General features: G+C 70.3%; 9 protein-coding genes. 3 read left to right on the top strand and 6 right to left on the bottom strand.

Annotated features, from left to right (window positions below; genetic code table 11):
• Positions 1–51 precede the first annotated feature (51 nt).
• Entirely contained in the window at positions 52–741 is a 690-nt protein-coding gene (locus H9Y04_RS13135; protein ID WP_187813994.1) for a TetR/AcrR family transcriptional regulator, read from the top strand.
• Positions 742–756: 15 nt separating this feature from the next.
• Here the strand turns inward: H9Y04_RS13135 and H9Y04_RS13130 are convergent, their stop codons facing one another.
• The 3 genes from H9Y04_RS13130 to H9Y04_RS13120 all read right to left on the bottom strand — a co-directional run bounded on the left by H9Y04_RS13130 (position 757) and on the right by H9Y04_RS13120 (position 4,982).
• A complete protein-coding gene (locus H9Y04_RS13130) occupies positions 757–2,364 on the bottom strand; it encodes an FAD-dependent oxidoreductase (protein WP_187813993.1) in 1,608 nt (535 codons plus the stop codon).
• Between the two features lie 49 nt (positions 2,365–2,413).
• The gene (locus H9Y04_RS13125; RefSeq protein WP_187813992.1) at positions 2,414–3,382 is read right to left on the bottom strand and encodes an AurF N-oxygenase family protein; all 969 of its coding nucleotides are present in this window, start codon (positions 3,380–3,382) and stop codon (positions 2,414–2,416) included.
• Positions 3,383–3,491: 109 nt separating this feature from the next.
• Positions 3,492–4,982, bottom strand: a complete 1,491-nt coding sequence (locus H9Y04_RS13120) for a flavin-containing monooxygenase (protein WP_187813991.1) — start codon at positions 4,980–4,982, stop codon at positions 3,492–3,494.
• 273 nt (positions 4,983–5,255) lie between these two features.
• On the opposite strand from H9Y04_RS13120, the gene H9Y04_RS13115 reads away from it, so the two are divergent.
• On the top strand, positions 5,256–6,563 hold the full coding sequence (locus H9Y04_RS13115; protein WP_187813990.1) for a phytase: 1,308 nt from the start codon (positions 5,256–5,258) through the stop codon (positions 6,561–6,563).
• A gap of 72 nt (positions 6,564–6,635) precedes the next feature.
• The gene (locus H9Y04_RS13110) at positions 6,636–8,030 is read left to right on the top strand and encodes an alkaline phosphatase PhoX (protein WP_438818101.1); all 1,395 of its coding nucleotides are present in this window, start codon (positions 6,636–6,638) and stop codon (positions 8,028–8,030) included.
• A gap of 125 nt (positions 8,031–8,155) precedes the next feature.
• Here the strand turns inward: H9Y04_RS13110 and H9Y04_RS13105 are convergent, their stop codons facing one another.
• From H9Y04_RS13105 to yicI, 3 genes are all read right to left on the bottom strand, one after another.
• Positions 8,156–11,071, bottom strand: a complete 2,916-nt coding sequence (locus H9Y04_RS13105) for a glycoside hydrolase family 3 protein (RefSeq protein ID WP_187813989.1) — start codon at positions 11,069–11,071, stop codon at positions 8,156–8,158.
• 98 nt (positions 11,072–11,169) lie between these two features.
• Positions 11,170–12,183, bottom strand: coding sequence for a LacI family DNA-binding transcriptional regulator (locus H9Y04_RS13100; RefSeq protein ID WP_187813988.1), 1,014 nt, complete (start codon positions 12,181–12,183; stop codon positions 11,170–11,172).
• Between the two features lie 50 nt (positions 12,184–12,233).
• Positions 12,234–14,495: an alpha-xylosidase gene (gene yicI, locus H9Y04_RS13095; protein WP_187813987.1), complete on the bottom strand. Its 2,262-nt coding sequence runs from the start codon at positions 14,493–14,495 to the stop codon at positions 12,234–12,236.
• Positions 14,496–14,502: the final 7 nt, after the last annotated feature.

Genomic DNA, 14,502 nt, shown 5'->3' with positions numbered 1-14,502 from the left:
CGGCAAGGCTCGGGGCGCCGCTTCCGTTCACGTGGTCGATATTCTGGCGCGATGGCACAGAGAACTGGTGGTGAGCCCCAGACCGACGGGCGCTCCACCCGCTGGGACGAGCACAAGGCGCAGCGCAAGGTCGAGCTGGTGGACGCGGCGGTCGCGCTGATCGAGGAAGAGGGCTCGTCGTTCCGCGTGGGCCGGCTCGCCGAGCGCGTGGGCCTGCCCCGGTCGGTGCTCTACCGGCACTTCAAGGACCGTGCCACGCTCGACGAGTTGATCCGGCGGCGGGTCGTCGAGTCCTTCATGCGGCGGATGGAGCCCACGATGGGCTTCGAGGGCACGATCGAGGAGTCCGTGGAGCGCGTCGTCGGCGCGCATCTGAGCTGGGTGGCCGAACACCCGCGGCTCTACGCCTACATGGGCGTCGGGGAGCACGCGATGGGCGACGGTTCGCTGGTGGCGGACGCGAAGTCGGCCATCGCGCTGATGCTGGGCGAACGGTTCGGCGACATCCTCAAGGCGCTCGGTATGGGCGAGGCACCGATCCGGTCCGTCGCGGTCGGGATCGTGGGGTTCGTGGACACGGCGGTCAACCAGTGGGTACGGGACCCGCAGCGCGAACTCTCCGAGGACGAGCTGCGGGCGATGCTGTGCCGTTCGGTCTGGGCGGTGCTCGATGCGACGCTGCGGGATCTGGGCGTGGAGCTTTCGCCGCAGCAGAAGGTCTCGGATCTGGAGGGGATCTGAGCGGGTACGGGGACGTCAGTCGCGCGCGGCAGATTCGGCGCGCGCGGCACGCCGCAACGACTCCCCGTCCGTGAGCTTCACCCGCGGCCGGCCCTGCGCCTGCCCCGCCTCCCGCTCCACGCGGTCGATGGCGCGCCACGCCCCCAGCCCCAGACCGGCCACCGCTTCCGTGGCACCCGGCTCCAACTGCCCCAGCAGACCGGCGGCGTAGTCCTCGAGCAGGGACTCGACGGTCTCCTTGGCGCAGGACTTGTTCGTGCCGATGAACCCGGTCGGCCCCCGCTTGATCCAGCCCGCCACGTAGACGCCGTGCTCGACGCGGCCCTGCTCGTGCGGCACGGTCGCGCTGTCCTCGTCGAAGGGGAGACCTGGAACGGGCCGGGCCCGGTAGCCGACCGACCTCAGGACGAGTCCGGTCTCCAGGATCTCCGTGGCCCCGGTGGGCCGTGCCCGTACGGTGCCGTCCTCTTCGGTGCGCAGCTCCGTGGGGGTGATCTCCAGAGCCTGTACGGACTCCTCCCCCATGATCCGTACAGGCGCGGCCGTGAAGCGCAGGACGATGCGACGGGCGCCCTCGACCGGCGCGCGAGAGGCCAGCTCCGCGAGCAGGCGGGTCTTTTCGGTGGCGTGGGCCGCCACTTCCTCGGGCCAGCCCTCCACGCGTATGTCCACGTCCTTCAGCGCACGCAAGGCCAGCAGTTCGGGCACCGTGAACGCCGCCTGGGCGGGTCCGCGCCGGCCGAGCAGCACGACCTCGCGCACGGCACCGGCGCGCAGCGCCGCCAGCGCGCGGTCCGAGATGTCGGTACGGGCGAGTGCCTCCGGATCCGCGGTGAGCACCCGGGCGATGTCGAGGGCCACATTGCCGTTGCCGATGACCACGACCCGCTCCGTATCGAGGGGGTGGTCATCGTGGGCGCGGTCGGGGTGGCCGTTGTACCAGGCGACGAAGTCCGTGGCGGAGACGCTGCCGGGCAGGTCCTCGCCCTCGATGCCGAGCCGCTTGTCGGTCGCGGCGCCGACGGCGTAGATCACCGCGTGGTGTGCGCGCCGGAGATCGTCGTGGGTGAGGTCGGTGCCGATCTCGACGCCGAGGCGGTAGCGGAAACCGGGCTGGGACTCGATGGCACGGAACAGCTCGCAGACCTGCTTGGTGTCCTGGTGATCCGGTGCGACCCCGGCCCTCGCCAGTCCGTACGGGGTCGGCAGCCGGTCGTACACGGTGACCTGCACACCCGGGTGGCGCAGCAACTCGTCAGCCGCGAACAGGCCCGCGGGACCAGCACCGACCACGGCGACGGACAACTCCCCTTCCGGTACCGCACGTTGCCCGGGCAGCACGTACATGGGCGTGCGGTCGGCGTGCGGATTCTGCCGGTAGTAGGACGCGTTGAGCTCCAGGAACGGCAACTCGCCCTCGGTCAGGGCCGTATGGGGCTTGAGGGCGTCGACCGGGCAGGCCGTCGTACAGGCACCGCAGTCCACACAGGTGCGCGGATCGACGTAGAGCATCTCGGCCGTGCCGAAGCCCGGTTCGCCCGGCGCGGGGTGGATGCAGTTGACCGGGCAGGCCAGCACGCAGGAGGCGTCGGCGCAGCAGGAGCGGGTGACGACGTACGGCACGGCGGGCTGGTCTCCGTTCGGGGCGGGGCGGTACGGGGCAAGCGGTGGGTCAGTCGGTGTGCGGGACGGGCTCGCCGCGGAAGCGCGCGGGACGGCCGTCGATGCGCAGCGCCTTCCACACGGGGCGCGACACCTTGTTCATCAGACCGATGTCCTCGGCGAGCATCCGTACGTCGGAGAAGAGCTCGTGGAGCATCTTCCGGCCGGCTTCGGACTTCCAGAACACTTCCTTGACCACCCAGGCGGGGATGCCTACTTCGGCGGCCGACTTCCGGTCGGGGATCATGATGACGTCGCACAGGACCCGCATGATCACCGGGAAGAGCACGGACAGCGCACCGCGACGGGCCTTGCCGAAGCGCGGGACGCGCAGCCGCAGGAACTCATGGGCGAAGGAGATGTGCCGGGCTTCCTCGGCTATGTGGATCTGCATGATGCGCTGCGGGAGCGGGTGCACGGGTTCGCCGCTGCGCAGGGCCGCCTTCTGCAGATGGTCGATCGGCTCCTCGCCGGCGAGGATGCCGGTGAAGAACGCCTCCGGATAGAGCGAACCGGCCAGCGGCAGGACCCGGCTGAGCTGCCGGAACCAGCGCTTCCCGCCCGCGGTGTCCACACCGGTGCGGTTGACCAGCTCCTGGAACATCTGGGTGTGGTGGGTCTCTTCGGTGATCTCGTGGGTGAGATACCGGAACTCCTCGTTGCGGTTGCCCAGTTGGGCGAGGTAGTCGAGCGCTCCGCGCATGAGGAGGTTCTCGAACTGCATCCCCACCTTGGCGATCACCGCCCAGCGCCAGATCCCGATCCTGATCTGCACGTCGAGCGGCTGCTCCCGGTACCAGGGGTGGGCGCCGAGGGCGTCCGCGCTGGTGAGCACCCAGCGTGGATCGCTGGTGTCCACGGCGAACTCGGGGTCGTCCCAGGCGATATCGGTGAAGGCGTTGAAGCTGACGTTCACGGAGCCCTCGGACAGGGTCCGCAGGCGCGCGTCGTATGCCTTCCGGGTCAGGTTCGCGGTCATCGTCGTCCTCGATGGTCGATTGCTGCTGCCTGTACGAGCGGGACTGGAGACGGCCGAATCGGGCCGGCCCGGACACAGTCGAGTCGGGCCGGACCGCAACGGCTGAGCCTCAGGCGGCGGGGAGCGACTCCGCGGCGCCCGCCTTCTCGAACCGCAGCGCGCTGTCGTCGATGGGCGCGTCCTCGAGCATCGCGCGGTCGCGGTAGTAGTTGTTCCACAGCCGCCACGGGTCACGGGTGCCCTGGCGCGGCATGACCTCGTTCGCCCTGGCGATGTAGCCGGAGGTCAGCGCCTCACCCATGACGGAGAACTCGGAACGGTCGCCTTCGCCGGCCACCGGCGTGGCGATGTCGTGCCCATGGCGCCGCATATGGGCGAGCAGCCGGGCGGTGTAGCCGGCCGCCAGGTCCGCCTTCAGGGTCCAGGAGGCGTTGGTGTAGCCGATGACGAGGGACATGTTGGGCACGCCCTCCAGGAGAACGGCCTTGTAGAGAACGCGGTTCGCGATGTCCACCGGGCGCCCGTCGACTGTGAGTTCCATGCCGCCGAGGAGGCGGACGCTGAGCCCCGTGGCGGTCACGACGATGTCCGCCTTCAGCTCCTCGCCGGACTTCAGCCGGATGCCGTCGGCGGTGAAGGTGTCGATGTGATCGGTGGCGACGGACGCCTTGCCGCTCCTGAGCACCTTGAACAGATCACCGCCGGGGACCACGCACAGCCGCTGGTCCCACGGCTTGTAGTGCGGACTGAAGTGGCGCATGTCCACGCTCTTGCCGGCCCGCGCCCGCACCAGGCCGAGGAGCATCTTCCGGGCGAGCCGGGGGTACTTGCGGCAGAACGCGTAACTTCCCCGCTGCAGCGCGATGTTGCGCCCCCGGGAGATCTTGTACGTCAGTCCGGCGGGGGCGCGCAGCTTCTGCAGGACGAAGGTGAGCGGATCGACCTCGGGCAGCGCCAGGACATACGTGGGTGAGCGCTGCAGCATGGTGACATGCTCGGCGGCCTCGGCCATCGCGGGCAGCAGGGTGATCGCGGTGGCGCCGGACCCGATGACGACCACGCGCTTGCCGCTGTAGTCGAGATCCTCCGGCCAGTGCTGCGGATGGACCAGGGTGCCCTGGAAGTCCTCCTCGCCGGGGAACTGCGGGCGGTAGGGCCGGTCGTAGTCGTAGTAGCCGGTCGCACCGATGAGATGGCCCGCGCTGTACGACTCGCGCCCGCCGGTGTTCTCGTCCTCGACCTCCACGTCCCAACGCCCGGTTGCGTACGAGAAGTTCGCGCGGACCGCCCGCCGCCCGAAGCGGATCCGCTCCAGGACGCTGCCGTCGGCCGCGGCGTCCTCGACGTACTGCCGGATCTCCGCGCCGCCCGCCAGGATCCGCGCGCCCCGCCACGGCCGGAAGCCGAAGCCGAACGTGGACATGTCGGAGTCCGAACGGATGCCGGGGTACCGGAAGAGATCCCAGGTGCCGCCGACCCGCGCGCGGCGCTCGAGCACGACCAGTGACGTGCCGGGGGCGTCGCGAAGGACATGGCACGCGGCGCTGATACCGGAGATTCCGGCGCCGATGACCAGGACGTCGACGTGCTGCTGCTCCACTGCGGAGCTCCTCACTCTCGCTCGGACACACCGTTCCACCTCTGTGCGTTCCCGCAATTTACCTGCGACACACTGTTTCAGATACCGGCGGTAACGTGATCCGGGTCACACCCACCATGACCTGGTCGCCGCCGGTTTCCCGCCCGCACAACTCCCCCGTAGCCCTATCCGGCACCGCCTCACGGGTGTATGACCTGACAACAGGATGTCCTGAGCTTTGGTACGAGCCGCTGAGAGAACAGACACCATGGCCCCACGCTGAAGGAGTCCATCGTGAGACGTCATCACCTCGGCCATCCCCTGACACTCGCCCTGGTCACGGCCCTGGCCGCGCTCGCCGGCGCCGCACCCGCCCACGCCGGCGAACTGCCCGTCGTCACCCCCGTATCGGAGACACCGACGCTCTTCGGCGACGAGGAGGGCGGCAACGCCGACGCGGACGACCCGGCGATCTGGCGCAACGCCGCGCAGCCCGGCCGAAGCCTGGTCGTCGCCACCGCCAAGGAGGGCGGGCTGCGCGTGTACGACCTCGAATCCCGTCAAGTCCAGTCCCTGGCGCCCCCGCAGCCGCCCGGCGCGGAGGACGCACCGGGCCGGTTCAACAACGTGGATCTCTTATCGGGGCTCCGGCTGTCCACCGGCCGCGCGGACGTGGCCGTCGTCAGCGACCGCGGCAACGACCGGCTGCGCATCTACCGCATCGACCCGGCCCGCACCGGCGGCCCGCTGACCGACATCACCGACCCGGCCGCACCGCCCGTCTTCTCCGCGGACCAGGAGGAGATCAACGAACAGCGCACCGCGTACGGCCTCGCCACCTGGCAGGACCGGGTCACCGGACGCACGTACGCACTCGTCAGCCGCCGCAACGAAACCCGCCTCGCCCTGCTGGAGTTGCGCCCCACCGCCACCGGCACGGTCGGCTACCAGAAGGTCCGCACCCTCGATCTGCCGTCCTCCTTCCGGCTCCCCGACGGCAGCCAGTGGACCCCGTGCGGGGAACCCGATGAGCGCCCGCAGGTCGAGGGCATGGTCGTCGACCCGGCCAACGGCGTCCTGTACGCGGCGCAGGAGGACATCGGCATCTGGCGCCTGCGCGCCGACCTCACCGGCACGCCGAAGCTCATGGACAAGGTGAAGGAGTACGGCGTCCCCGGCACGTACGACGAAGAAACCGAGGAGTGCACCCCCGGCGCCGACCCCGGGTACGGCGGCAGCCGGCTCTCCGCCGATGTCGAGGGCCTGACGCTGTTCCAGGAATCCGGCGGCGACGGCTACCTCTTCGCCTCCAGCCAGGGCGACGACACCTTCGCCCTCTACGACCGCGAGACCGATGAGGGCAACGAGTACGAAGGCGGCTTCCGCGTAGGCGCTGCGAACCGGCTGCTCGACGGCTCCGAGGAGTGCGACGGCGCCACGGTACTCAACGCCCCCCTGGGCTCCCGCTATCCGCGCGGGCTGCTCGTCGTGCAGGACGGCCACGACACCCCGGCCGTGACCGACGGGAACGGCGAGGAGCGCGAGGCCACCGGCTTCAAGTTCGTGGACCTCGGCGCCTTGATGGACCGCGTCGATCCCTGACGTGCCCGCGCGGCTCCGCCCTCGCAAGGACAGTGCCCTGCACCATCCACGCCATCCACCACGGAGGTACCCGTGTCCGAACTGTCCGCCGACCCACCCGAGTCGGCGACACGACGCCAGGTCCTGGCCCGCACCGGCGCGACCGTCGCCGGTATCGCCTTCGCCGGGGCCGTCCCCGAACTCTTCGCCGGAACCGCGACCGCCGCCACGCATGGTGCGGGTGGCGGGTACGGCCCCCTCGTACCGGATCCGGCCGGCGTGCTCGACCTGCCCAAGGGCTTCCGCTACCGGATCCTCTCCCGCGAGGGCGCGCCCATGCGCTCCGGCCAGGGCGCGGTGCCGGGCAGTCACGACGGCATGGAAGCCATCCGGGGCAGCCGAGGCCGGCTCCATCTCGTACGCAACCACGAGATCCGCCCGGGCGACGGAAAGCCCCCGGTGCCGGCCGCCAAGGGACTCACCTACGACCCGGCGGCCGGCGGCGGCTGCACCCAGCTCACCCTCGACCAGCGCGACCGGCTCCTGGACGAGCGGGTGGCCATCGCCGGCACCGCCGTCAACTGCGCCGGCGGACCCACCCCTTGGCGCACCTGGCTGACCTGCGAGGAGACCGAGGCCAAGGCCGGCGCGAGCGGCTACACCAAGGACCACGGCTTCATCTTCGAGGTCGACCCGGACGACCCGCACCGCTCGGGCGCGGTGCCGCTGACCGCGATGGGCCGCTTCCCGCACGAGGCGATCGCCGTCGATCCCCGTACCGGAGTGGTGTACGAGACGGAGGACGCCTCCAAGCCGTTCGGCCTGTTCTACCGTTTCCTGCCCGACAAGCCCCTCGGCGGCCTCGGCTCGCTGCGCGCGGGCGGGCGCCTCGAGGCCATGCGCGTTCCCGGACTGCCGGACCTGTCGGCGGTCCAGGAGCCGGGGGCGGCCTTCGCGGGCGTCGAGTGGGTGCCGGTACCGGACCCGCTCGCCAAGCAGACCTCCGTACGCCTGCAGGACTACGGGGCGAAGGGCATCACCCGCTCCCAGAAGCTCGAAGGGTGCTACTGGGGCGACAAAGCGGTCTACTTCGTCGCCAGCTACGCCGCCAAGGCCTCCGGCTCGGCGGCCGACCACTTCGGCCAGGTCTGGAAGTACGAGCCGCACCGCCACCGCCTGACCCTGGTGGTCGTCTTCGGCCCCGACACCGACATCCAGCTGCCCGGCGAGTCCCCGGACAACATCACCATCACTCCGCGCGGCGGCCTGATGGTGAGCGAGGACGGAGACGGCGCACAGCACGTGTTCGGCGTGACGCGCGGCGGCGAGGTCTACCCGATGGCCCGCAACCGTCTGAACATCGGCACGGAACAGAGCCCGGAATACGGCGAGTTCGCAGGCGCCACGTTCTCCCCGAACGGCCGCACCATGTTCGTGAACATCTACACACCCGGCACGACGCTCGCGGTCACGGGGCCGTGGCACTGACGAGCCCGGGAACGCGCCGGCCGTGCGGACGCGACAGCGGCGTCCGCACGGCTGGGCAGCGCATTCACTGACCCGCCCGACCGGCCGGGTGCTCGCCGTCGGGACGTTGCGCGGGCTTCCTCAGCTCAGCTCAGCGAGAACGTGGCCAGCCGCAGCCCCTCGCTGAGCACCAGGTAGACGTCCTGCCGCCGGGCAGCGCCCGCGAGCGCGGCCGTCACCTCGGTGTACGCATAGCGGGAGCCGGTGCTCGCCACCGTCGCCCGTCCCGCCGGCCGTCCGTCCGGCGCGCCCAGGCGGACCTCGATCGTCCCCTCGCCCGCACTCTCCTTGGCGATCCGCGCGACCAGGCGCTTCGCCCCGCCCCGCAGGTCCGCGTCGGCGAAGAGCAGCCACGCTCCGGCGGTTTCCGCGCCGACCGCCGTGCCGCGCGGCTTGGCCTCGTCGACCAGCCGTACGCCCTCGTAGTCGTCGAAGTTCTCCGCCCGCGTCGTGCGCGACAGGTCGCGTGGCGGGACGGTCTCGCCGTGCGCGTCCAGGGTCGTGCGGCCGCGGATGGCACCGGACGACGAGCCGACCATGGCCTCGTACGTGCTGTCCTCCACCACCCACCGGGAGCGTGTGACATCCCAGTGCGCCAGGTCCTGGCGCGTCAGCGGCAGCTTCACCGACCGCGTCTGTCCCGGCTTCAGGACGACCTTGCGGAACGCCTGCAGCTTCTTCAGGGGCTGCTTGACGCGCGAGGTGCGCTGCCGGGTGTAGAGCTGCACGACCTCGGTGCCGGTACGGCGCCCGGTGTTGGTGACCGAGACCTCGATGCCGCCGGGGACCGCGCGCGGTGTGCCGTAGCGGAAGGAGGTGTACGACAGGCCGTGTCCGAAGGGGTAGAGGACCTCACCCTTGAAGTACTGGTACGTGCGGTCGAACTTGATGTTGTCGTACTCGAGGATCGAGGGCAGGTCGTCCTCGGAGCGGTACCAGGTCTGGGTGAGCCGGCCCGCGGGGTCGACGTCGCCGAAGAGGACGTCGGCGAGTGCGGTGCCGGTCTCCTGGCCCGCGTGGGTCGTCCAGAGAAGGGCCGGGACGTTCTTCTGCTCCCAGTTCAAAGTGGTGGGGTAGCTGTTCTCCACCACGACCACCGTGCGGGGATTCGCGGCGAAGACCGCCTTGACCAGCGCCGACTGCTCGGCCGCCAGGCCCATGTCCTCGCGGTCGTCGGTCTCGCGGGAGTTGATGAAGGGCATGGAGCCGACGACGACGATCGCGGTGTCCGCGTCCCGCGCGGCCCCCACCGCCTCCTCGACGCCGTCCCGTACGACCTCCCGCGTGTAGCGGGACGCCTCAGCGGCGGAGCCGAGGACGAGGGTGCCGTCCGCTGCCCGGGCGCGCAGGTAGACGTTGTCGCCGAGCCAGTTCTCGTAACCGGAGTACCTCAGCAGGACGCTGCCGTCGCTCTGCTCCTCCAGCTTGAACAGCTGGGACACGAACCAGCCGTTCGGCTGCTCCTGGTCGTTGAAGAACTGGTATCCGCTGCCGTCGGGATCGCGCATGCCGACGACCTTGCCGTTGGCGGCCGACCGCAGGGTGACCACGCCCTGACCCCAGCCGAAGACGTCGAAGTGCTGCGTCTCGCCGGGCTCGGTGGCGCTCTCCTTGAGCGCGGCCCCCGTCGCGCCCGTGCCCGCCGTGATGTACGCCCCGGTGGCGGCGTTCTTCAGCGCGATCCGGTCGACGCCCTCGCTCGTGGTGACACTCGCTCCGGCGCCGAGCCGCTTGGTGATGCCCGCCAACGGCGTCACCTTGTAAGGGAGTTCACCGGAGTACCAGTCGGCGTACAGGGTGTCCGACAGAGGACCGACGACCGCCACCTTGCGCACCTTGCGGGCGTCGAGGGGCAGGGCGCCTTCGTTCTTCAGGAGCACGATCGCCTCGGCCGCGGCGCGGCGGGCCAGGCGCCGGTGCGCCGGGCTGTTGATGACGGACTTGTCGATGCGTGCGTGGGGGCCGCCGTCCTCGTCGAACTCGCCGAGGCGGAAGCGGATGTCCAGGATGTGCCGGACGGCGGTGTCGACGTCCGACTCCTCCAACAGGCCGCTCTTCAGGGCCTCGTTGACCGCGGCGATCGTGTTGGCGGGATTCGCGTCGTCGGTGGTGAAGCTGTCGATGCCCGCCTTGAGGACGGCCGCGTCGGCCTCGGCCAGGGTGTCGAAGTATTTCTGCGAGCCGGTGGCGGGCAGGTTGTTGGGCGCCCAGGCGTCGGTGACGTTCAGGAGGGCGCGGTCGGTCCAGGTGCGCACCGAGCTGTTGAGGTCGGTGACCGTGCAGGGGCGGCCGTTGACGAGGTTGTACGCGGTCATCACACCGCACGCGACATCCGCCTCGATGGCCGCCTTGTACGCCGGCTCCTCGTACTCCTTGTAAAGGCGGGGCCGCACGTCCGAGGACGTCTGGTCCCGCCTGATCTCGTTGTTGTTCGCGAGGTAGTGCTTGACCAGCGGAGCCGTCTTGAGGTGGTCGGGGTCTCCTCCGCTGAGGCCCTTGGCGTAGGCCGTCGAGATGACGCCGGTCAGATACGGATCCTCGGAATAGCCCTCCTCGTTGCGACCCCAGCGCGGATCGCGCAGGAGTTGGACGGTCGGCGACCAGACGTTGAGGCCCCAGCCCTTGGGCCGCTCGTGCTGCAGGCCGCGCACCTCGTCGCCCACGGCGGAGCCGACCTGCTCGATGAGCTCCGGGTTCCAGGTGGAGGCGAGGCCGATGGCCTGCGGGAAGACCGTGGCCGGGCCCAGCCAGGCCAGTCCGTGCAGGGCCTCGGTGCCGGTGCGGAACGCCTTCATGCCAAGGCGCGGGATCGCCGGCTGCCACTGGTGCAGCAGGGAGATCTTCTCGTCGAGGGTGAGCTTGCCGAGCAACTCCTCGACCCGGCCCGCGAGTACACGGGCCTGCGGGGATGCGGCCACGGCTCCGGCGGCCGCCGCGGGCCGGGCTATGGCGCCGGTCAGGGCGACGGCCAGGGGAACGGTCAGCATGGTTCTGCGTCTCACGTACGAGATCCTTCCGATTCAGTCGAATCGCTTCGACTACGGGATGGGTACGGTCAGGGTTCGGGTCATTCCGCAGGTACGTCGGGGAGGTGGGCCCGTCAGCCGTACGTGCTGCGTGGCGAGGTCGTCGCGCGCCGCGTCAGTCGTGGCGGCAGCAGCGTGGACTCGGGCACGGGCAGGTCGTCGAGCTTGCGCTTCAGGAGCTCCACCGCCTCGGCGCCGATCTCCGCCGAGGGGATCGCCACGGACGTGACCGGGACCGGGGCCTGCTCCGCCTGCTCGTCGGGGCAGATCGCCACGAGGGACAGGTCGTCGGGCACGCGCAGGCCCAGCTCCTGGAACGCCTCGATGAGCGGCTGCACCAGGGGTTCGTTGTGCACCACGAGTCCGGTCAGCTCGGGGTGTTCCCGCAGCAGCCGCCGCGCCATCTCCCGCGCCGCCGTCTGTGTCGACCCGCACGGGTGCACCATCGAGGTGAGCCCCCGTTCGTCCGCGGCAGCCGTGAAGCCGTGCGCCACGCGCTGCGCGAATCCGGTCTCACGCAGATACACCTCGGGCGGCGAACCGACCAGCGCCACGCACCGGTGGCCGAGTTCGGCCAGGTGAGTCACACAAGCGGCGCCTGCCGCCTCGAAGTCGAGGTCGATGCAGGTGAGCCCGGCCGATTCCGCGGGAAACCCGATCAGGACGCTCGGCCTGTCGAGCGTACGGAGCAACGGCAGCCGGGCATCGTGCAGTTGGACGTCCATCACGATCAGCGCGTCGACCAGCGCAGTGTCCGCCACGCGCCGCAGGCCCTCCTCGCCCTCCTCCTGTGTGAGCAGCAGCACGTCGTGATCGTGCCGCCGCGCCGCGGTCACCACCGACACCGCGAACTGCATGACCACCGGCACATGCATACCGATACGGAAGGGCACCACCAGCGCGACAACATTGGACTTGCTGCTGGCCAGCGCCCGGGCTCCCGCGTGCGGCCGGTAGCCGAGGGCGCGGATGCTGGCCTCGATGCGCTCCCGGGTCTCCGCCGAGATCGGCCGCTTGCCGCTGAGGGCGTACGAAACCGTGCTCGGTGACACCCCTGCGTGCCGGGCCACATCGGTGATCTTGACCATCAACTCCCCTGCCGGTGGGCTCGTCGGACGGACACGGACACGGACGCGGCTCAGCTCAGGTCCGCCACCGCCACTCCGCTGCCGGCCGCGGCGCGCACGGCCGGTCCGCCGACGACCTCCAGCGTCCACGGGCGGCTCGCGTCGCTCGCCGAGGCCCGTACCGTGCTGCCTTCGCAGACCACGGTGAAGTCCACGCCGCCCACCGTCAGCCGGACCCGGTCGCCGCCGCGCAGTCCGTACGCGCGCAGCGTGACGCCGTCCGCGTAGTCGTAGTCCGGGCGGTCCTCGACGGCGCCGACCGGCAGCACCGCACCCGGGCGGACGAGGACCGGCGCACTGTCGAAGCCATGGCGCTCCTTCACCCAGCGCGGCCCCTGCACCTCCTCGCCCGTCAGGAGGTGCGTCCAGGTGCCCTCGGGCACGTAGTACGAGACATCACCGGCGTCCGAGAACACCGGCGCCACGAGGAGGTCCGGGCCGAGCATGTACTGGCGCTCCAGATGCGTGCACGCCGGGTCCTCCGGGAACTCCAGCGCCATCGCCCGCATCATCGGCACCCCCTCGGTGTGGGCCTGGCGGGAGACCGCGTCGAGGTAGGGCATGAGGCGCAGCTTCAGCCGGGTGAAGAGCCGCAGCACGTCCACTGCTTCCTCGTCGAACAGCCACGGCACCCGGTACGAGGACGAACCATGCAGCCGCGAGTGCGAGGAGAGCAGCCCGAACGCGATCCACCGCTTGAACAGCGCGGGCGACGGCGTGCCTTCGAAGCCGCCGATGTCGTGGCTCCAGTAGCCGAACCCCGACATGCCGAGCGAAAGACCGCCGCGCAGCGACTCGGCCATCGCCTCGTACGTCGACTCGCAGTCGCCGCCCCAGTGCACCGGGAACTGCTGGCTGCCGGCCGTCGCCGAGCGCGCGAACACCACGGCCTCGCCCTCACCGCGGTGCTTGGTCAGAACGTCGAAGACCGTCTGGTTGTAGAGGTACGTGTAGTAGTTGTGCATCCGCTCCGGGTCCGAGCCGTCGAAGTACGCCACGTCCGTGGGCACCCGCTCGCCGAAGTCGGTCTTGAAGCAGTCGACGCCCATCTCCAGCAGCGCCTCCAGCTTGGCCGCGTACCAGGCCCGGGCCTGCGGGTTGGTGAAGTCCACCAGCGCCATGCCCGGTTGCCACAGATCCCACTGCCATACGCCGCCGTCCGGCTTCTTCAGCAGATAGCCTCCTTCGCGGCCCTCGGCGAAGAGCGGCGAGCGCTGCGCGATGTACGGGTTGATCCATACGCAGATGCGCAGGCCCTTCTCCTTGAGCCGGGTGAGCATGCCCGCGGGGTCGGGGAAGACCCGCGGGTCCCAGGTGAAGTCGCACCAGTTGAACTCGCGCATCCAGAAGCAGTCGAAGTGGAAGACGGACAGCGGCAGTTCACGCTCCGCCATCCCCTCGATGAAGGACGTCACCGTGTCCTCGTCGTACGAGGTGGTGAACGAGGTCGACAGCCACAGTCCGAACGACCACGCGGGCGGCAGTGCGGGCCGGCCGGTGAGCGCGGTGTACTTGCGCAGGATCTCCTTCGGCGTCGGGCCGTGGATGACGTAGTACGTGAGGTCCTGGCCCTCGACGCTGAACTGCACGCGGGCGACCGCTTCCGAACCGACCTCGAGGGACACCCGTCCGGGATGGTCGACGAACACCCCGTAACCCGCGTCGGTCAGATAGAACGGCACGTTCTTGTACGCCTGTTCGGTGGCCGTGCCGCCGTCGGCGTTCCAGATGTCGACCACCTGCCCGTTCTTGACCAGCGGCCCGAACCGCTCGCCGAGCCCGTACACATGGGTGCCGACGGTGAGGCTCAACTGCTCGCGCAGATAGTGCTCGCCGCTGTCCAGCTGCATGATGCCCATGGCCTTGGGGCCGGACGACGTGAGCGGCCTGAGCCCGTCCGCGGTGAGGAAGTCGAGCTGCCAGGGACCGCCGCGGGACACTCGCAGCGCGAGGCTGCCCGCGACGAGCAGCGCGTGCTCCTCGTCGTACGAAACTTGCGCGTGCACATCGTCCTCGGCGAGGGCGAAGTGCGGGCCGCGGTCGACCTCGCCGTCGAAGTGGGTGAGGGTCACGCCGATCACGTCGGGCATGGGCGAATGGCAGGAGATCGTCATGACCGGGCCCTTCAGCAGGTCGCCGCGGTGCCGGATGGGCTGGGTGGGTGCGTGGATCTCGAGCGTGCCGGCGTCGGTGTCGGTCACGTCGAGGACTTCGACCGGGTGGGCGGCACGCACGCCGTCGCGCAGCATCCAGTAGCCGTCGGTGAACTTCATTCAGCAG

The organism is Streptomyces polyasparticus, assembly GCF_014493765.1.
Lineage (GTDB): Bacteria > Actinomycetota > Actinomycetes > Streptomycetales > Streptomycetaceae > Streptomyces > Streptomyces polyasparticus.
The sequence above is the reverse complement of the archived record's forward strand: the minus strand, read 5'-3'. Positions and strand labels throughout refer to the sequence as shown.